This is a genomic window from Exiguobacterium sp. s149 (assembly GCF_018618395.1).
Lineage (GTDB): Bacteria > Bacillota > Bacilli > Exiguobacteriales > Exiguobacteriaceae > Exiguobacterium > Exiguobacterium chiriqhucha.
Genome location: NZ_JACSLZ010000001.1, coordinates 223,222 through 242,365, shown reverse-complemented (window position 1 = coordinate 242,365; position 19,144 = coordinate 223,222). Strand labels below are relative to the sequence as shown.

The following is a 19,144-nucleotide window of genomic DNA, read 5'->3' as shown; positions in this document are numbered from 1 at the left end:
TTTATTATGAAAACGTTTAGATACGTCGGTTGTCTGACATCTACAGTCGTCTTTCCACACGAAACAATCACAAAAAGGAGGATTTATCATGTTTAAGCAGATCTTTGGTGTTCTTCAAAAAGTCGGTAAAGCACTTATGCTTCCTGTTGCGATTTTGCCGGCAGCCGGTCTTCTTCTTGCATTCGGTAACGCGATGCAAAACCCGGCCCTTACATCACGCGCTGGTTGGTTAACGAACGAAGGCGTTGTGAAATTCGCTCAGCTCATGGAGCAAGCGGGTGGCATTATCTTCTCGAACTTAGCACTCTTATTCGCAGTCGGTGTCGCGATCGGTTTAGCAGGGGACGGCGTTGCCGGACTCGCAGCCATCGTCGGATTCCTCATCATGAACAAAGTTATGGGTGTTTGGCTCGAACTCACACCTGAAATCATCGCACAAGGTGATCCGGCTTACGCATCAGTACTCGGGATTCCAACGCTCCAAACTGGGGTATTCGGGGGGATCATCGTCGGTCTGATAGCCGCCTGGGCATATAATAAGTACTTCAACATCGAGTTGCCGCAATTCCTTGGCTTCTTCGCTGGTAAGCGTTTCGTCCCAATTGTTACTGCAGTATTGGCAGTTGTCGCTGGTTTCGTCATGCTTCTCATCTGGCCACCAGTTCAGCACGGCTTGAACACGTTCTCAAACTTCATGTTGACTGAAAACCGCACGTTCGCGGCATTCATCTTCGGTTTGATCGAACGTTCATTGATTCCATTCGGTCTTCACCACATCTTCTACTCACCATTCTGGTTCGAGTTCGGCTCGTACACGGATGCAGCGGGTAACATCGTTCGTGGTGACCAAGCCATCTTCTTCGCACAAATTCGTGATGGCGCTGAGCTCACAGCCGGTACGTTCATGACTGGTAAGTACCCGTTCATGATGTTCGGTCTTCCAGCAGCAGCACTCGCAATGTACCACGAAGCACGTCCTGAACGTAAAGCAGTCGTCGGTGGTCTCTTGGCATCGGCAGCACTTACATCGTTCTTGACTGGTATCACTGAGCCGATCGAGTTCTCATTCTTGTTCGTTGCTCCACTCTTGTTCGCAGTACACGCAGTCTTCGCGGGCCTTTCATTCATGGTCATGCACATCTTGAACGTCAAAATCGGGATGACGTTCTCGGGCGGTTTGATCGACTACCTTCTCTTCGGTGTACTTCCTAACCGTACAGACTGGTGGCTCGTCATTCCAGTCGGTCTCGTGTTCGCAGTCGTTTACTACTTCGGATTCCGCTTCGTTATCCGTAAGTTCAACCTTAAAACACCGGGCCGTGAAGATGAAGTCGTTGAGCAATCAACTGCTACAGGTTCGGAACTTGCACAAGATATCCTCGTTGGTTTCGGTGGTTCACAAAACATCAAACACCTTGACGCATGTATCACACGTCTCCGCGTCGAAGTAAAAGATAAGAGCCAAGTTAACAAAGAAGAGTTGAAACGCCTCGGGGCAGCTGGTGTCCTTGAAGTCGGTAACAACGTTCAAGCCATCTTCGGACCACGTTCGGATGCATTGAAATCAGAAATGCAAGCGGTCATCGCTTCAGGTAACGAAAAGAAAGCAAACTGAATGAAGCTATAAGCCAATCCATTATGGATTGGCTTTTTTTGTATGGGTGAAACGGTTTCAGCCTACTGGCAGATGGGGAAAAGTAAGTATTCTGACAAAAGGAGGGAACCATGATGTGGAAGAAAGTGTTTGGTGTTTTGCAACGAATCGGGAAGGCACTCATGCTTCCGGTTGCGATTCTACCGGCAGCCGGTCTATTACTCGCATTTGGTACCGCGTTCCAAAATCCTGATCTCGTTTCGCTCTTGCCTTTCTTGGCAAACGATTCACTCGTCCTCGTCTGGCAAGTTATGACAGATGCCGGGGATATCGTGTTTGCCAATCTAGGTCTATTGTTCGCCGTCGGTGTCGCCATCGGGCTAGCCAACGGGGACGGTGTTGCCGGGTTAGCAGCTATCGTTGGTTATTTGATTATGAACAAGGTTATCAGCACGTGGAACGGTATTACCGCGGAAATCGCCCAGGGAGACCCGGCCTATGCCACGGTACTCGGGATCCCGACGCTCCAAATGGGGGTATTCGGGGGTATTATCGCAGGTCTCATTGCCGCATTCGCGTACAACAAGTACTTCAACATCAAGTTGCCGGATTTCTTAGGGTTCTTTGCAGGGAAACGGTTCGTGCCTATCGCGACCGCCGCGTTCAGCTTGGTGATCGGGATTGCGCTCGCCTACATTTGGCCGCCGATCGGTTCAGCGATCAACACGTTCTCGAGCACGATCATTGAAGCGAACGTCGCCGTTTCAGCCTTTGTCTTCGGTTTGGTCGAGCGTTCCTTGATCCCGTTCGGTCTGCACCACATTTGGTACTCTCCGTTTTGGTTCCAGTTCGGGGAATATACGAACCAGGCGGGAGACCTCGTCCAAGGGGACCAACGGATCTTCTTCGCACAATTACGTGATGGAGTCGAATTTACGGCCGGTACGTATATGACCGGGAAGTTCCCGTTCATGATGTTCGGATTGCCTGCCGCTTGTCTCGCCATGTTCCACACGGTCCCGAAAGAGCGTCGCAAAGACGTCGAAGGACTTTACTTCTCAGCAGCCCTCACCTCATTCTTAACGGGAATCACCGAGCCGGTCGAATTCTCGTTCGTCTTCGTTGCACCTCTACTCTTTGGTATTCACGCCGTCTTTGCTGGACTATCCTTTATGACCATGCACTTGCTTAACGTTAAGATTGGGATGACGTTCTCAGGCGGACTCATCGACTATCTATTGTTCGGAGTGTTGCCGAACCGGACAGCCTGGTGGCTCGTCATTCCAGTCGGCCTCGTCTTCGCGGTCATTTATTACTTCGGGTTCCGCTTCGCCATTACGAAGTTCGACTTGAAAGTGCCGGGACGTGAAACCGTCGCCGAAGGCAAAGGCGCCCGTGCCGTCGTCGGAGACGATTTACCGTACGAAGTGCTCGTGGGTCTCGGCGGACCTGAAAACGTCAAACACCTCGACGCCTGTATCACGCGTCTTCGCGTCACCGTGAACGATGTGAAACAAGTCGATAAAGACTTGCTGAAAGATTTGGGAGCGGCCGGAGTACTCGAAGTCGGAGATAATATTCAAGCCATCTTCGGACCGAAATCGGATACGCTCAAATCGCAAATCGCGGCCATCATCGAGGGCGGCGAATACAAACCGAAAGAAAAAGCCGTCATCACACCAGAAGCGGCCGAACATGCCGATCATCGCTTCCTCGCCCCGATGTCGGGTGTCATCTTGTCACTCGATGACGTTCCGGACCAAGTCTTCTCGGGCCGTATGATGGGTGAAGGGTTTGCCATCGAACCGAGTTCAGGACAAGTCGTTGCGCCGGTCACGGGACAAATCACGACGTTCTTCCCGACGAAACATGCGATCGGTCTACTTGCGGACGATGGACGCGAGATTCTTATCCATGTCGGACTCGATACGGTCAATCTGAAAGGCGAAGGTTTCGTCGCCAAAGTGAAAGAAGGCGACCGCGTCGAAGCGGGGGATGTCTTGCTCGACGTTGACCTCAATTTGATTCGTGACAAAGTCCCATCGCTCATCACGCCGATCATTTGGACGAACGGAGACGGTAAAATCGTCGTCGTCCCATTCGGAGAGACGGTCGTCGCCGGTGAAGCGCTCGACTTCAGAACGGATGATAAAGGAGCCGAGTAAACAAAAAAGAAGCTCTCGCAGCTGCGAGAACTTCTTTTTTTTGTTACTTCTTAATATCGAATTTTTCACTGAGGAAGTTCACGACTTCTTCAGCTGTATCCATGTTGAGGACGTCGTTGACGATCGCTTCTGTTTCTGACTTCGTCAAACGCTTCACGAGGCTACGTGCGCGAAGGACGCTTGAAGCTGACATCGAGAACTCGTCAAGGCCAAGTCCGAGAAGGATTGGAATCGCGAGCTCTTCTCCAGCCATCTCGCCACACATGCCGACCCATTTGCCAGCTTTATGTGCTTCTGTGATGACGTTGTGGAGAAGGTTCAAGATGGCCGGGTTGAACGGTTGGTACAAGTACGAGACTTTCTCGTTCATGCGGTCCGCTGCCATCGTGTATTGAATCAAGTCGTTCGTGCCGACTGAGAAGAAGTCGACTTCTTTCGCGAATTGCTTCGCCATGACGGCAGTCGATGGAATCTCGACCATCATCCCTGTCTCGTAGTTACCGACAGCGATGCCTTCTGCTTTCAACTTCGCTTCTTCTTCGAGAAGGAGCGCTTTCGCCGCGCGGAACTCTTCAAGTGTCGCGATCATTGGGAACATGATGGCGAGGTCACCGTGCGCTGAGGCACGGAGAAGGGCGCGAAGTTGTGTGCGGAACAAGTCCGTCTCTTCGAGGCAAAGGCGAATCGCGCGATAGCCGAGGAACGGGTTCATTTCTTTTGGAAGGTCGAGGTAAGACAATTCTTTATCTCCACCGATATCGAGCGTACGGATGACGACTTGTTTGCCGTCCATACCTTCGAGTACTGCTTTATAGGCTGTATATTGCTCTTCTTCCGTCGGGAACGTTTCTGAGTCCATGTAGAGGAACTCGGTCCGGTAAAGGCCGATGGCGTCAGCGCCGTTTTTCAACACGCCTTCGAGGTCGTTCGGTGTACCGATGTTTGCCGCAAGTTTGACTTTATGGCCGTCGGCTGTGACTGACTCTTCGTTGACGAGTTGTTTCAACTCTTCTTTGTAAGCTTCGAATGAAGCACGTTTTTCAATATATTCATTGACGAGTTCTTCAGACGGGTTGACGAAGACGTCGCCTTCTGTCCCGTCGATGACGACGAGGTCGCCGTTCTTGATTTTTTCGAGCGCTACTTTTGTTCCGACGACAGCAGGAATCTCGAGTGAGCGAGACATGATCGCTGAGTGAGACGTACGTCCACCAATGTTTGTCGCGAAACCTTTGACGTATTTACGGTTGAGTTGCGCCGTGTCAGACGGTGTCAAATCTTCAGCGATGATGATGACTTCTTCAGAAATCGACGCAGGCGTCATGAATGTGACACCGAGGATATGCGCCATGACGCGTTTTGTGACGTCACGAACGTCGGCAGCGCGTTCACGCATGTACTCATTATCCATCGATTCAAAGATCATGACCATCATTTGAGCGACTTCATCGAGCGCCTTCGCAGCGTTCATGTGTTCGCTTTCAATTTTGTCGTTCACTTGTGAGACGATCTCAGGATCCTCGACGATGAGCAAGTGAGCCGAGAAAATCTCAGCCTTGTCTTCACCGAGCTCACGAAGCGTGATTTGACGGATTTCTTCGAGTTCTGTTTTTGACTGAGCGATGGCCGCTTGGAAACGGGCTTTCTCAGCTGCTACGTCCTCGATTTTGTTTGTCGGGATGTCGAATGAAGGTGTCTCCATGACGAATGCTTTCGCAACTGCGATTCCTGCAGATGCGCCAATACCTTTAATGTGTGACATAAGCGTAGTCCCTCTCTTCAAAGAAATAGTGGTTTCCAATGTTATCTCGTTAGTTCTTACCCGAAATGAAAAAGGAACTAACGAAAACCTGGAAGATTAAAGTAGCAACGGTCTACTACTAGGGGAAGCCTCGACCGAACAAAATGGCCTCGCCTCAACAGTGAGGGATGCCTGATTGCGTACTTTCTTATCCTATCATAAAATAAATCATCGTCACAACGAGGAGTTAACGCCTGAATTCGAAGAATTCATGACTCTTACGCATACTGTTTCATTATTTCGCCGAAGTTCGTTATGCTAACCATATATAAAGAAGGGAAGTGGCAAACATGTATCAAGTGAAGGATTTAGATTGGAACGGTTCATATGACACGATCGTCGTCGGAATCGGTGCTGCCGACACGATTGACGAAGGCCTCGATATGTTGTTTAACGGGCGCGTCAAGTCGCTCATCCAAGCGTCGGACATCTCGACGAAAACAGGGGAACTGTCCATCGTCCCGACGTTCGAAGGAACGGTCAAACGCATCCTATTCGTCGGTCTTGGACAACGCAACGAGAATACGCCTGAGAACGTGCGCAATTGGTTCGGGAAAGTCGCGAAACAAATTAAAGCACGCGCCTTCACAAACGTCGCGATCGCGCTCGACACGTTCGGACCGAACACGGCGAAACTGTTTGCCGAAGCGTATGAGATGGCGACATATGAGCACCCTACATACAAATCTGAACCGAAGCCGGCGAAGTCAGACGTGACGATCACGTTTTTCGGAGCTGGTATAGAGGAAGAGGCGTTGACGGGTGCTGCTTACGGACGCGGTGTCAATGTGGCGCGGACACTCACGATGATGCCGGCCAATATTTTGACGTCGGAAACACTCGCGGACTATGCGGTCGAATTGGCCGAACGTCATGGCTTCAGCCATCGCATCTTGGAGAAGGAAGAGATGGAGGCGCTCGGGATGGGTGCACTGCTCGCCGTCAATCAAGGGTCGACGATCCCGCCGAAGTTGATCGTCCTCGAATACCACGGTGCAGGCGATGCGGCGCCGGTCGCCGTCGTCGGAAAAGGGATCACGTTTGACACGGGCGGTTACTCAATCAAGCCGAAAGACGGCATCGTCGGCATGAAAGGCGACATGGGGGGCGCGGCGACCGTGCTCGGCCTATTCGAGACGCTTGCGACGACGAAACCGAATGTGAACGTCATCGGCGTCATCCCATCGACGGACAACATGATCTCAGGGGACGCGTTCAAACCGGATGATGTCATCACGGCGATGAGCGGGAAGACGATTGAAGTGCTCAATACCGACGCAGAAGGTCGTCTCGTCCTCGCCGACGCAGTCACGTTTGCCAAGACGTATGAACCACAAGCCATCATCGATGTGGCGACGCTCACGGGCGGTGTGCTCGTCGCACTCGGCACAGAAGTGACTGGTTGCCTGACGAACGATGCGTCGCTCTACGGCGCCTTAGAAGCTGCGAGCCGAGAGACGAATGAACTCGTCTGGCAAATGCCATACTTCGACGTCTTCATTAAACAAGTCCGGAAATCAGAAGTCGCAGATTTGAACAACTCACCGGGCCGTTATGGGCATATGATCTTTGGTGGCGCGTTCGTCGGTGAGTTTGTCGGCGACACGCCTTGGCTCCACCTCGATATCGCCGGGACGAGTGAACGTTCGGCGGCAAGCGATCTCGGACCAAAAGGACCGACTGGGGTCATGGTACGCACGCTCGCATTGATGCTCGAAGAGTGGAAACGTTGAAGTCAGGATTGTTATTGATTGGCTTAGCCGTCGTCTTCGGACTCGGATACACGGCTTGGCCGAGTCAATGGTTGTTGGGAGTGACCGTCTTATGCGCGGTGCTCGGAATATTGTTTTTGATGCAGGAGGGACGACGTGGTCGGAGTAGGAATTGATGGCGCGCGCGGGAGCTGGGTACGAATCACGTACGACAGCATCTCGCTCTGTTTGACCATTTCAGAAAAGTTGGAAGATTTATTGATTGAAGGGGCCGTCCATTTTGTCGACATGCCGAAAGACTTGGCGACGATCGATGCGCCGGACCGGTCGTGTGATGCCTGGATGCGGTCACAACTGAAGCAGCGGAAGTCGTCCATCTTCACGCCGCCGATTCAAGACGTGCTCATGGAGGCGTCCTATGCCGAGGCGAATGCGAAGAGTCGGGAACTGGTCGGAAAAGGGATCAGTAAACAGGCGTGGAACTTGGTACCGCGTATCCGTGAGTTTCAAACGATCACGGATGCGGATGTCTACGAGTCGCATCCTGAGGTGTGTTTTGCCGTCATGACGGGGAACGAGGCGGCCTTCAGCAAGAAGACCGAGGCGGGAGAGCTCGAACGGATCGAGTTGTTGCGCCGTTATTCGAACAGCTCGCCATGGAAATGGAAGATGTCGAACGTGCAAGTTGATGATATCATCGACGCCTGTATTTTGGCCGTTGCCGCCTATGAGGCGGGCACGACCGGGATGGTGACGCATCCGGACCAAACTGAAGGGGCACCGTTCGTGGCGGTACCGAAGACAAAAGAGCGATGACGTGTCATCGCTCTTTTGGTGTCGTCGGCCCGATGACGAACTTCCACATATAGTGGAACACTTGGGCGTTATAGAGGGCTTTGAGCAAGACGGCCAATACCGGCCCTAAAATGAAGCCGAGTACACCGAACAGCTGGAGCCCGACAAAAATCGAGATGAGGGCGGCGAGCGGGTCGAGGCCGATGTGAGAGCCGACGATTTTCGGTTCGGCCAGATTGCGTTGCACGATAACGACGATATAGAGGACGACGAGCCCGATTGCGAGGAACCATTCGCCCGTGACGGCGGCATAGGCGGCCCACGGCAATAACAGCGTCCCGACACCGAGATATGGCAACAAGTCAAAGATGGCAGCTAGCAGGGCGAACGAGAACGGGTTATCGACACGAAGGATGAACATGCCGATTAAGACGATTCCGAACGTGATCGAGATGAGCGTCAATTGCGCGCGGACGTAACCGAACAGCGCCGAGCGCAAATTCGTCATGACGAGCTCGAACTCTTTGAAACCTTTTCGTTCATTCAAGCGAGCGATGGACTTCATATAGTCCGGCCAGTCTTTTGTGATGAAGAACCAGGCGAGCACGATGACGATGAACAAGAGCAAGACGAGCGGCAACGCGCTCAAGATGCCCTGCAACAAGCCGGCGACCCCTCGGGACAAGACGCCGATCGCGGCGCCGAGCTGGACACCGATTTCGGTGATGCCACCTTCGAGCGAATTCGCCTGTCCAGGGTTGAGTCGTTGGATGCTGTCGTATGCATCGTTGACCCATGGGGCGAGTTTTTCATTGAATAGACGTTGTATGTATTCGGTAAACGTTTCAATCTGGGCAGGCAATTTTTCGGCGGCAATCGTCAAGTAGCGAATGAGTTGCGTCACGACGATGGCAATCACTCCGCTGACGATGCTCATGACAATCAATAAAGATACGAGAGTGCCGAGGGCGCGTGGCAACTTGGTCTCACGCTCGAACCAGTTGACGAGCGGGACCGTCAACAAGGATAACAAGAGAGCGAACACGAATGGATACGTGTACGTGAAGAGGACGCTCAGTCCCCAGATGACAAAGATGAGCCCGATGATGACGAGCAGGAAACGAAGTAGTTGCCATAGTCTGGCTGGCGACACGATGCATTGCCCCTTTCCTAACAATTGGATTGAGCATAGTATACCACGCAAGCGGTAAATATAGAGGATGGATAGGTGATTAAATATGAAGGAATTACAACGACGAATCGATCAAATGATTATTCATTTAGGTGGCTATTGGCGGCCGCTGTCGGGATTGGCCAGACTGCTAGAAGAAGTCGGTGAAGTCGGCGGAGCATTGTATGCGAACGACCAATCGGCGCTACGGGAAGAACTGATGGACGTGTTTGTCATTTCGACGTGTCTGGCGAACCAGTACGCCATCACGCTTCAGCGTCAAGAGGCCGGAAATGGTCAGGAGGCGCAGGACAAGACGTACTATCGGCTCGTTCGTGAGGCCGGGGAAGTCGGACGGATTTTAAACGCCTATGAAGGGGACAAAAAACTGAAGGCGTCCGCGACGCCGGGTTCGTTGCAGCGACATATCGAGGCTGTCCAACGAGCGGTCCTCGACCTTGCGTCCCAAAACGACTTTGATTTATATGCAGCGATTGGCTCACTCATCGAAGACAAGTCATCCCGGGACTTCGGACGTTTCGACCATACCCCGGACCCGATCACGGAAGCGTCGGTCCGCGCCTATGTGGCGTATGTAGAAGGACGCTATTGGGGTGGAGTAGCGGCTAAACCTTCTGAGGCGGCAAGCCGATATAGAGAGCGGGAACAACACTTGGCTCGATTTTTAAAAATTGCCCAAGTCGAGGGTCTCGACGGGTTCGTCATTCAACAGCCTGACCCGTCATTTTTGATTGAACATTCGATAAAAGGTGATTTCGGTATCCCGTCGTCTTTCACCGTGGAGATGGAGGATAATGAAGCGGGCACGTTTGTGGTGATTCGGAAAATGTAAATAAATACATTTACCTTATTGTTAAAATATTCAATTTATTATGCAAATTTTCACTTTTTTAATGCGGGCAGTATGCTAATATGAACATGTTATCAGTTCTGATGTCTCATGTAGAAAGGAATGTTTTGGATGATTATAAATTTTTTTAAAACAGTAATAATTCTTATTGTCATGCTGTTTTCTATCCAGATTCCGATAGCGGAAGCTGCTCCGTTAGAAGGGAAAACAACAGTTAATTTAAATTTACGCGCCTCACCGAGCACAGGTGGGAAATTGATTCAAACTTTGAAAAAAGGAACGACAGTAAAATACGCAACGCATAACAAATCATGGCATAAAGTATATGTTAAAAATCGAGTTTATTATGCTTCTTCAGCCTATATCAAACGAACGACAGGCTATGCAAACCCAAAAGTTAAGCCAATGGCAAAATTGCAAGGCGTCACCAAGGTCAACTTGAATGTGCGTACATCCGCTAATACAAAGGCTAAAATCATTAAGACTTTAAAAAAAGGTACTTCGGTTCAATACACGAATCACAATTCATCTTGGGCGAAAGTATATTTGAACGGTAAGACGTATTACGCTGCTAAAACATACATCGCACAAAAGGGCGCTGCTTCGAAACCGCCGGCAGCGAAACCGCCGGCAGCGAAACCGCCGGCAGCGAAACCACCGGCATCAAAACCTCCGGTCGTAAAAAAAGAACAAGGTTATACAAAGCAAAGTGTAAATCTGTATGAGCGGGCGCTTCAAGCATCTCCAATTGCTCGTGTATTACCGAAATCTACGGCAATAGTATACAGTAAATACGACGCGTCTTGGTCGATTGTATACATCGGGTCAGAGTCATTCTACACATTAACTACGGGTTTGTCTTCTGAGAAACCACAGACTACTCCAATCATGAAACCACATGGAAGTGTATACACAAACACGCCGGGAGACGTATTGAATGTGAGATCAAGTGCATCTCCTAAAGCGACTATTCTTGGAAAACTTGCTCATAGTACATTAGTTGAACATTATGGTTCAAAAAGTGGTTTTTACAAAATTAAGTACAATGGAAAAGAGGGCTATATCGCATCGACTCACACCATAACGACAAAACCGAAAATGACAGTGATTGTGCTCGACGCAGGGCACGGTGGTCGTGACCCGGGCGCTGTCAATGAATCCCTCTATGAGAAGACGATCGTGCTTGACGTGACAAAGCGGGTCGAGACGTATCTTCGCTCGAAATATGGATATCAAGTTCGGTTGACGCGCTCGACGGACGTCTATTTGACGCTCGATCAACGCGTTCAAACTGCTAAGACACTTCGCGGCAACTTGTTCGTCAGCTTGCATACGAACGCAGCGACGACACCGTACGCCAAAGGTGTTGAGACGTTTTATTCGTCATCATCTGCCCACAGTGGCAAAAGCCGTGTCCTGGCAACAAATATCCAATCCAATTTGATGGGGAACATGTCCGGGATGACGAGCCGTGGCGTCAAGACTGCGAACTATTATGTTATTCGTTATAATACGATGCCATCAGCGCTCGTCGAACTCGGTTTCATCTCCTCGCCTCAAGACGTTACACATTTAAGGAGTAATGCTTCACGTCAACGGATGGCAGAAGGAATCGCAGAAGGCATTGCCCAATACGTACATGCTTACCACTAAACCTCATCACAGTATAAAAATCCCCCAACTCATCGTGAGTCGGGGGATTTTTTGTACTTATAGGTCATCGAAGCCATTGGCGTCGGTGACTTTGGCGTATGAGCGTGATTTCTGTTCGAAGAAGTCAGATTTCGTAGCATTCAATGAGTCGTCTGAATAGGCGCGAATCCAAGGCATGACATCTTCATTGAACCCTTCATACAGATCGTTCAAACCGATGACACGGAGGCGCTTGTTGGCGAGGTATTTGACGTAGTCGCGCATCTCGCTGACGTCGAGCCCATCGAGGTCGCGCAACACGTACTCACACCATTCGATTTCAAGGTCGACGGCTTCCGCCATCGTGTCATAGACGAACTGGCTGAAGCTACCGTCCGAGTCAATCTCCGGGTTTTCTGTCAAGACGGCCCGGAGCAACTGGCTGACGAAATAGGAATGCTGCATCTCGTCGCGCTGGATGTAACTGATCATCGTCGACGTGCCGACCATCTTCTGATGGCGCGCCAAGTTATAGAAGTAGGCGAAACCGGAATAGAAGTTGATGCCTTCGAGGATGATCGAGGCGACGAGCGATTTGGCAAACGTCTCGGCCGTTTGATCGGCGCGGAAGTCCTCATATAAGTCCAAGATGAATTGATTGCGTTTCATGACCATCTCGTCGTCCTTGGCGATATCGAAAATACGATTTTGTTCGCTGAGCGGGACGAGGCTTGAGAGGACGTAGCTATACGATTGGTTATGGACGACTTCTTGCTGAGCGATGACGGCGAGCACGGCGTGCACCGACGAGTCCGATGAGAACATCGATGACTCGAGGATGTAACGCGTCTGCACCGAGTCAAGGATTGACAGCAGACCGATGATGCGTTTGAAGGCGTCTTGCTCGCGCTCCGTCAACTGCGGCCATTGCTGCATGTCTTTGGACATCGAAATTTCATCCGGGATCCAGAAGTTCGAGAGCAGTTGCTTATAGATGGTATAAAACTGTGGATAGGCGATGTCGTTCCAATTTACGATGGAACTCGTCTCGCCCCCGATAATGGCTGTCGCCCGGTTAGGATGTTTGGGCGACAGTAGTTTGATCTTTTGAATGTTCATGGACATATACTCCTTCTTCGGCGTTTCTAGCCAACCGTTCGGCCCAATGACGGACGTTGTACGGTTGATTGCGCGGTGATTGCTCGATTTTCAACGTTTCACCGGCGAGGGGGATCCCGTATTTCGAAAGGTGGTACGCCATCTCATCGACCGCTCGACAGAAGTGGACGAACATCTTGTCCCCGGTCCCGAATACGGCGGCTTGGCGAAGCGGCACGTCGAGCTCTTTCAAGACGAGCCGGAACGTGTCTTTCATCTCGTCCGGTAAGACGCCGTCGGCCCACGTGTACGACCCGAAATAGACGAGGTCGTACGTGGCGAGCGATCGGGCTTCGCGATGGCCGATGCGGTCCGCTTCGAACAAGACGACGCGGTCGCCCCGATTAGCGTGGCTTTCCTGAATCAGCTCGGCGACTTCTTCTGTATTCCCACTCATGGAACTATAGACGATGGCGATGTGCATGGTCGTTCCCACCTTTCTGTTACGTGACGTTATGAAGCACACGATTCACATTCGTCGACTTCAACAGTTGTCGAACGCGTGTAGTAGATTGATTTCATTCCGAGCGACCACGCCTCGAGGTGCATCGAGAGGAGTTCGGTCGCTTTGACGTCGTTTTTGACGTACAGGTTGAAGCTGATTGCTTGGTCGATGTGACGCTGGCGCGCCGCGTTTTGACGGATGCTCCAGAGTTGATCGACTTCGAACGCTGATTTATAGAACCAGTTCGTCTCCGAGTTGAGGTCAGGGACCGTCACCGGAATCTTATAGTTTTTCTTCTCTTCCGAGTAGACCTTCTTATAGACCGGGTCGATTGACGCGGTGCTGCCAGCGATGATGGCCGTCGACGAGTTCGGAGCGACCGCCATCATATAGGCGTTGCGGACACCGTTTTTGTGGACCGCTGCGGCGAGGCCGTCCCAATCGAGTTCGTCGTGTGAGCGGTAGTTGCGGCGCTTGAAGTACTCACCCGTGTGCCATTCCGATCCTTCGAAGACCCCGAACGCGCCTTTTTCTTTGGCGAGTTCCATCGAGGCTTGAATCGTCAAGTAGGCGATTTTCTCGTACAGCTTCTCCGCGTATTGGACGGCATCGACCGATTCCCAACGGATGCCTTCAAGTGCGAGCAAGTGATGCCAGCCGAACGTGCCGAGTCCGACGGCGCGGTATTTCTGGTTCGTGATCATCGCTTGTGGCACTTCAATCGTGTTCAAGTCGATGACGTTGTCGAGCATCCGCATTTGAATCGGGATGAGTCGCTCGAGGACGTTCGATTTGACGGCCCGGGCGAGGGCGATTGAGCTCAAGTTACAGACGACGAAGTCACCAGGTGTCTTCGTGATGACGATTTTTCCGTCTTCCGTGTATTCTTCATCGATTGTCGTCGGCGACATGTTTTGCGCGATCTCTGAGCAGAGGTTCGAGCTGTAAATCATGCCGGCGTGTTTGTTCGGGTTGGCGCGGTTCACGGCGTCGCGGAAGAACATGTAAGGCGTTCCTGTCTCGAGCTGTGAGCGCATATACCGTTTGACGAGGTCGATGGCCGGTACCGTGACGCGAGTCAGTTCAGGCGTATTGACGCACGCCATGTATTTCTCCGTGAATGAACCGCCGTTCTCTGTCTCATCATAGAAGTCTTCGAGGCTGAAGCCCATGACCGTCCGGATTTCGTGCGGGTCGAACAAGTGCCAGTCACCGCGGGCTTCGACCGTACGCATGAACAAGTCTGGCAAACAGACGCCCGTGAACAAATCGTGGGTCCGGAGACGCTCGTCCCCGTTATTCAATTTCGCATCGAGGAACTCGAAGATGTCCTTATGCCAAATGTCGAGGTAGACGGCAATCGAGCCTTGGCGCATGCCGAGCTGGTCGACCGACACGGCTGTGTTGTTCAACTGTTTCATCCAAGGGAGCGCGCCGCTTGAGACGCCTTTGAAGCCTTTGATGTCACTGCCGCGTGAGCGGATCTTACCGAGATAGACACCGATTCCGCCGCCGCCTTTCGAGAGCGTGGCGACGTCCGTGTTCGAATCGTAGATGCCACGGAGTGAGTCGTCGACCGTATCGATGAAGCATGAGCTGAGCTGCCCGTACGATTTCCCGGCGTTCGAAAGCGTCGGTGTGGCAACCGTCATATAGAGGTTCGAGAGTGCCCAGTACGCTTCTTCGACGAGTTTGACGCGCTGGTCGGCGTTCTCCTTTTGCATGAGCGTCATGGCGATGACCATGAACCGCTCTTGTGGTAACTCGTATAGGTTCTTGACATGGTCACGGCCGAGATAACGGTCCGACAACGTCCGGAGGCCGATGTAGGTGAACATGCGGTCGCGTGACGGGTCAATCAACGTCTCCAAGTAGGCAATGTCTTCTTTTGAGTACGTATCGAGTAGGGCCGACGTGAAGATGCCTTTTGTCGTGAGCGTCTCAATCATCGGATAGAGCGCACCATAACGCATCGAGGCGTCATAGCCACGGTTTCGTGCCGCTTCTAAATAGAGGCGGTTTAAGTACATCTCAGTGGCAACGAACGTCCAGTCCGGCTCTTCTGCCTGCAACATGTCGAGGGCGTGCATCGTCAAGAGTTCATATACTACATCTTGTGTCAGTGTCTTTCCTTCGAGCGCCCGAACGGCCCGTTCTTCATATCGTTCAACACTAAGCTGTGGGTAGCGTTGTTTAAGGGATTGGATCAATGTAGAGACGTCAGCGAGCGTTGGCGTCGCAGCCAACAGCGTCTCGTGGTGGATAGGGGATGTCAAAACGATCACTCCTTCTTCGGATGTAGATATTATAAAGGTATAGCGGAACTTGTCCGATACGACGTCAATGTGAGCGGAACGTGATAAATATCCGTTAACTATATATTGACGTTTTCTTGTCTTTTTAATCATAAATCACCTATATTTAGTTTTGCAATCTTGACATTCGGCAAACTGCAGACGCTTGAATTACTTTTACTCAAAAACGGCGCTGTCATACGATTTGAGATGAGATTTGAGATGAAAAAAAGTTTGAGCGACGGTTAAACGACAGCACATTCATTTTTATGTAAGCGGTCAATCGAGAAGCGAACGACCTCATTCGGCAGTCGCCTTCGTTATTTTTTGAGAAAATCCTGCTTCTTCCCACTACTGATTCATTACTATATATAGTGGTCGCTTGTTTTTGAAAACGAGGGAAATTCGAACGCTCACTAGCATCAGATTGAAAAGTGAGGTAGATTGAGGGAGTACGATTTGAAATCAAGGTAAAAAGAAGGGTTTAACAAATGAGAGCAGAAGACTTATTATTAGCATGGGACCCACTCGGTTACGGGCTTGGGTCGTATGGACCAGAGTTTGATGATATCGCCTTGGCGCTCATCCACATCGACACAATCGATGAGTTGGATGAGACGATTCGCCGGATTTTGACAGACGCGTTCGGCGACTGTCCGACCGAATCGGAAACACGGGCCATGGCGGCACACTTACTCGCGTCTTCAGAATCTTGTCACTTATAAGGGGGAACCACGATGTTACGTATCGATCCAACACCGAATCCAAATGCAATGAAAATCACACTTCCTGAGAACGTCTTCGGCGCGAAAAGCCAAAGCGTAAAAGCTGGCGAAGAGACGGACCAACCGCTTCTCGCGAAACTCGTCGCCATCGAAGGTGTGGAGAGCGTATTCGCCTATGGCGATTTCGTCACGGTATCAAAAGAGAATGGCGTGAGCTGGGAAACCATCTTGCCACACGTCGAAACTGCTTACCGCGGATGAACCCGCTCGTTTCCATCGTCATCCCGGTCTATTCCCGGGAGGCGGAACTGACCGAACTGCTGGAAAGCCTGGTCGTCCAGACATTTCAACAGTTCGAAGTACTTGTAATCAATAATGATGGGCCGCCAAAACAGCATCTTTTGGCGCCTTTTTTGAATCGATTGTCGATTCGTTATATCGAACTTGGCGAGAACCATCACGTCAAAGCCCGCAATCTCGGCGTGCAAGAGGCGAGCGGCGACTATATCTTATTGCTCGACGATGACGATTTGCTCATGCCGACACATCTCGAGTTGGCGCTCGCGGACATCCGCTCGGCCGACCTCGTCTTCACGGATGCGGAACTGTTCCGCTTCATATGGGAAGATGGACGTCGCCGCGTCACCGACTGGGAGGCGTTCGCCTACGACCTCGATTTGGAACGCCTCCGTCAAGACTCGACGTTCATCCCGTCCGGCACGCTGTATCGCAAACAGCTCCACGAGACAATTGGACCGTTCGACGAGGATGTCTATAACTACTGGGACTGGGATTTCATTCTACGTGTCAGTGAAGTCGGGACGATTCGGCATCCCGCGCGCGCGACCGTGCTCTACGCGTTTAACGGCACGGACAATCTGTCGGCCAAACAAGATGAGACGCGTCGTCGTTACTTTGATCGGTTTTGTCACAAGCACGGCCTCGTCGATATGGAGATGAAAAACTTCCATATCGTTCAAGCCGAGCGACGGGACTACGTGAGACAGACAGAGAGAACGTTCACAGGGGCGTTCCCCGGTAGAACGGAAGGAGAATAAATTATGTACACATCGAAAGAATTAGAACTGCTCGAGTTGCTCGAAGAGAAAGGCTACCTCGAGACGAAATTGTTGGCGAACTTGCTGGCGACCGACGAGGCGACCGTTGAGGCGATGCTCGAGAAGTTCAAAGCGGACGGGATTTTGCTCGGTTTCCGGGCGATGGTCAACTGGCAAAAAATCAACCGGCACGACGTCACGGCGTTCATCGACGTCAAAGTCACACCGAAACGTGGCCGCGGCTTCGACGAGGTCGCCGAGCGGATTTATCGCTTCCCGGAAGTGACGGCGCTCTATTTAATGTCAGGGGCTTACGATTTGCAAGTCGTCATTCGAGCGAACTCACTCCAAGACGTCGCGTCGTTCGTGTCGGATAAACTGTCACCGCTCGATTCGGTCGTCTCGACGACGACGCACTTCAAACTGAAGACGTATAAACACGATGGCATCTTGTTCACCCCACAAGTCGAAGACAAACGGTTGAACATTACGCCATGAAGTCACTATCTCAACAAGTCGTCTCGATGAAGCCGTCCGGCATCCGCCGCTTCTTTGATTTGGCGCAAACGATGGAAAACGTCGTCTCTCTCGGGGTGGGGGAGCCAGATTTCATCACGCCATGGAATGTGCGCGAGGCGAGCTATGCAGCGCTCGAGCAAGGTTATACGGCTTATAGCGCCAACGCAGGACTCCTCGAGTTGCGACAAGAAATCGCGAGTTACATGACGGACCGGTTCGGGGCGACGTATGATCCGACGACGGAATTGATTGTCACGACGGGCGCCTCACAAGCGCTCGATATCGCGTTCCGGGCACTCCTCAACCCAGGTGACGAGGTCATCGTCGTCGAGCCGGCCTTCGTTTCATACGGACCGCTCATTGAACTCGCTGGCGGGACGGTCGTTCCTGTCGCCTGTCGTCCGGAGAACGGGTTCCGTTTGAACCGGGGCGATGTCGAGGCGGCCATCACCGAACGGACGAAGGCGATGCTCCTCTGTTTCCCATCGAATCCGACTGGGGCCACGATGACGGGCGAAGAGCTCACCGAAATTGCGGAGCTCGCGACGAAACACGATCTCTGGGTTGTCAGCGATGAGATTTATGCCGAGCTGTCTTACGATGAGCCGTTCACGAGTTTCGCGACGCTCCACGATATGCGCGAGCGGACGATCGTCGTCAACGGGTTCTCGAAGGCGTTCGCGATGACGGGCTGGCGGCTCGGTTTCACATGCGCGCCGGAAGTCGTGACGCGAGAGATGCTCAAAGTCCATCAGTACGGCATGATGTGTGCCCCGACACTCGTCCAATTCGGCGGTCTCGAGGCGCTCCGTAGTCGCGACCAACATGTACCGAAGATGGTGAAGAGCTATCGACAGCGCCGTAACTACTTCATCCAGGCCCTCAATGACGCCGGATTACCGACGCACGTGCCGGGAGGCGCGTTCTATGCCTTCCCGTCAATCCGTCACACGGGCTTGACGAGCGAAGAGTTCGCCGAGCGTCTCTTGCTCGAGGAACGGGTCGCGGTCGTACCGGGCAACGCGTTCGGTGCGAGTGGCGAAGGTTTCGTCCGTGCCAGTTACGCGACGTCGGTCGAACAGTTACAAGAAGCAATTCGTCGCATCGATCGGTTTATGAAACAGTTCGAGGTGACGACAACAACAGACTCTCAGCGATGAGGGTCTGTTTACGTTTTAGCGGTATAATAGGTGGGAAAAGACGA

Annotated in this window: 14 protein-coding genes and 3 pseudogenes; 12 read left to right on the top strand and 5 right to left on the bottom strand. The window is 51.8% G+C overall.

The features are described 5' to 3' along the window. Positions 1 to 88: 88 nt before the first annotated feature. Both ptsG (KNP81_RS01195) and ptsG (KNP81_RS01190) read left to right on the top strand, forming a co-directional pair. A pseudogene (ptsG, locus tag KNP81_RS01195) lies at positions 89 to 1,588 on the top strand (glucose-specific PTS transporter subunit IIBC); the annotation flags it as partial. 140 nt (positions 1,589 to 1,728) lie between these two features. Further along, positions 1,729 to 3,666: pseudogene (gene ptsG, locus KNP81_RS01190) on the top strand (glucose-specific PTS transporter subunit IIBC); the annotation flags it as partial. 136 nt (positions 3,667 to 3,802) lie between these two features. Here ptsG (KNP81_RS01190) and ptsP read toward each other — a convergent pair. Beyond that, on the bottom strand, positions 3,803 to 5,521 hold the full coding sequence (gene ptsP / locus KNP81_RS01185; protein WP_214717627.1) for a phosphoenolpyruvate--protein phosphotransferase: 1,719 nt from the start codon (positions 5,519 to 5,521) through the stop codon (positions 3,803 to 3,805). Positions 5,522 to 5,850: 329 nt separating this feature from the next. Between ptsP and KNP81_RS01180 the strand changes: the two genes are divergently transcribed. Continuing rightward, on the top strand, positions 5,851 to 7,293 hold the full coding sequence (locus KNP81_RS01180; protein ID WP_214717625.1) for a leucyl aminopeptidase: 1,443 nt from the start codon (positions 5,851 to 5,853) through the stop codon (positions 7,291 to 7,293). 135 nt (positions 7,294 to 7,428) lie between these two features. Further along, positions 7,429 to 8,088, top strand: coding sequence for a DUF429 domain-containing protein (locus tag KNP81_RS01175; protein ID WP_058764053.1), 660 nt, complete (start codon positions 7,429 to 7,431; stop codon positions 8,086 to 8,088). Between the two features lie 4 nt (positions 8,089 to 8,092). Here the strand turns inward: KNP81_RS01175 and ytvI are convergent, their stop codons facing one another. Next, on the bottom strand, positions 8,093 to 9,220 hold the full coding sequence (ytvI, locus tag KNP81_RS01170) for a sporulation integral membrane protein YtvI (protein WP_214717623.1): 1,128 nt from the start codon (positions 9,218 to 9,220) through the stop codon (positions 8,093 to 8,095). A gap of 85 nt (positions 9,221 to 9,305) precedes the next feature. On the opposite strand from ytvI, the gene KNP81_RS01165 reads away from it, so the two are divergent. The 3 genes and pseudogenes from KNP81_RS01165 to KNP81_RS15200 all read left to right on the top strand — a co-directional run bounded on the left by KNP81_RS01165 (position 9,306) and on the right by KNP81_RS15200 (position 11,762). Continuing rightward, positions 9,306 to 10,091, top strand: a complete 786-nt coding sequence (locus KNP81_RS01165) for a MazG nucleotide pyrophosphohydrolase domain-containing protein (protein ID WP_214717622.1) — start codon at positions 9,306 to 9,308, stop codon at positions 10,089 to 10,091. A 120-nt stretch (positions 10,092 to 10,211) separates the two neighbouring features. Further along, positions 10,212 to 11,168: pseudogene (locus tag KNP81_RS15205) on the top strand (SH3 domain-containing protein); the annotation flags it as partial. A gap of 39 nt (positions 11,169 to 11,207) precedes the next feature. Next, complete coding sequence (locus tag KNP81_RS15200) at positions 11,208 to 11,762, top strand: N-acetylmuramoyl-L-alanine amidase family protein (RefSeq protein WP_251130248.1); 555 nt, start codon at positions 11,208 to 11,210, stop codon at positions 11,760 to 11,762. A 57-nt stretch (positions 11,763 to 11,819) separates the two neighbouring features. Here KNP81_RS15200 and KNP81_RS01155 read toward each other — a convergent pair whose 3' ends face one another. Genes KNP81_RS01155 through KNP81_RS01145 form a run of 3 tightly spaced genes read right to left on the bottom strand, consistent with a single transcriptional unit; the run spans position 11,820 to position 15,620 of the window. After that, positions 11,820 to 12,860: a ribonucleotide-diphosphate reductase subunit beta gene (locus KNP81_RS01155; protein ID WP_214717618.1), complete on the bottom strand. Its 1,041-nt coding sequence runs from the start codon at positions 12,858 to 12,860 to the stop codon at positions 11,820 to 11,822. Further along, positions 12,817 to 13,323: a flavodoxin domain-containing protein gene (locus tag KNP81_RS01150; RefSeq protein WP_214717616.1), complete on the bottom strand. Its 507-nt coding sequence runs from the start codon at positions 13,321 to 13,323 to the stop codon at positions 12,817 to 12,819. Before KNP81_RS01150 ends, KNP81_RS01155 begins: the two co-directional genes overlap by 44 nt. Positions 13,324 to 13,352: 29 nt before the next feature. After that, the gene (locus KNP81_RS01145) at positions 13,353 to 15,620 is read right to left on the bottom strand and encodes a ribonucleoside-diphosphate reductase subunit alpha (RefSeq protein ID WP_214717614.1); all 2,268 of its coding nucleotides are present in this window, start codon (positions 15,618 to 15,620) and stop codon (positions 13,353 to 13,355) included. A 509-nt stretch (positions 15,621 to 16,129) separates the two neighbouring features. On the opposite strand from KNP81_RS01145, the gene KNP81_RS01140 reads away from it, so the two are divergent. The 5 genes from KNP81_RS01140 to KNP81_RS01120 are packed head-to-tail and all read left to right on the top strand — an operon-like array spanning position 16,130 to position 19,100. Further along, complete coding sequence (locus KNP81_RS01140; protein WP_021065539.1) at positions 16,130 to 16,363, top strand: DUF1871 family protein; 234 nt, start codon at positions 16,130 to 16,132, stop codon at positions 16,361 to 16,363. A gap of 12 nt (positions 16,364 to 16,375) precedes the next feature. Next, positions 16,376 to 16,624 carry a NifU N-terminal domain-containing protein gene (locus tag KNP81_RS01135; RefSeq protein ID WP_021065540.1) on the top strand — a complete coding sequence of 83 codons (249 nt, stop codon included), beginning with the start codon at positions 16,376 to 16,378 and terminating at the stop codon, positions 16,622 to 16,624. Then, entirely contained in the window at positions 16,621 to 17,421 is an 801-nt protein-coding gene (locus KNP81_RS01130; RefSeq protein ID WP_214717612.1) for a glycosyltransferase family 2 protein, read from the top strand. Before KNP81_RS01135 ends, KNP81_RS01130 begins: the two co-directional genes overlap by 4 nt. 3 nt (positions 17,422 to 17,424) lie before the next feature. Then, positions 17,425 to 17,919 (top strand): Lrp/AsnC family transcriptional regulator, encoded by a 495-nt coding sequence (locus KNP81_RS01125; RefSeq protein ID WP_021065542.1) that lies wholly within the window; start codon positions 17,425 to 17,427, stop codon positions 17,917 to 17,919. After that, a complete protein-coding gene (locus KNP81_RS01120) occupies positions 17,916 to 19,100 on the top strand; it encodes an aminotransferase (RefSeq protein ID WP_214717609.1) in 1,185 nt (394 codons plus the stop codon). Before KNP81_RS01125 ends, KNP81_RS01120 begins: the two co-directional genes overlap by 4 nt. Positions 19,101 to 19,144 lie beyond the last annotated feature (44 nt).

What these genes read in the sequence shown, in the direction of transcription:
- KNP81_RS01120 (WP_214717609.1), top strand. Translation starts at nt 17,916, where the DNA reads ATGAAGTCACTATCTCAACAAGTCGTCTCGATGAAGCCGTCCGGCATC.
- KNP81_RS01165 (WP_214717622.1), top strand. Translation starts at nt 9,306, where the DNA reads ATGAAGGAATTACAACGACGAATCGATCAAATGATTATTCATTTAGGT.
- KNP81_RS01150 (WP_214717616.1), bottom strand. Translation starts at nt 13,323, where the DNA reads ATGCACATCGCCATCGTCTATAGTTCCATGAGTGGGAATACAGAAGAA.
- KNP81_RS01155 (WP_214717618.1), bottom strand. Translation starts at nt 12,860, where the DNA reads ATGAACATTCAAAAGATCAAACTACTGTCGCCCAAACATCCTAACCGG.
- KNP81_RS01180 (WP_214717625.1), top strand. Translation starts at nt 5,851, where the DNA reads ATGTATCAAGTGAAGGATTTAGATTGGAACGGTTCATATGACACGATC.
- KNP81_RS01125 (WP_021065542.1), top strand. Translation starts at nt 17,425, where the DNA reads ATGTACACATCGAAAGAATTAGAACTGCTCGAGTTGCTCGAAGAGAAA.
- ptsP (WP_214717627.1), bottom strand. Translation starts at nt 5,521, where the DNA reads ATGTCACACATTAAAGGTATTGGCGCATCTGCAGGAATCGCAGTTGCG.
- KNP81_RS15200 (WP_251130248.1), top strand. Translation starts at nt 11,208, where the DNA reads ATGACAGTGATTGTGCTCGACGCAGGGCACGGTGGTCGTGACCCGGGC.
- KNP81_RS01135 (WP_021065540.1), top strand. Translation starts at nt 16,376, where the DNA reads ATGTTACGTATCGATCCAACACCGAATCCAAATGCAATGAAAATCACA.
- KNP81_RS01130 (WP_214717612.1), top strand. Translation starts at nt 16,621, where the DNA reads ATGAACCCGCTCGTTTCCATCGTCATCCCGGTCTATTCCCGGGAGGCG.
- KNP81_RS01140 (WP_021065539.1), top strand. Translation starts at nt 16,130, where the DNA reads ATGAGAGCAGAAGACTTATTATTAGCATGGGACCCACTCGGTTACGGG.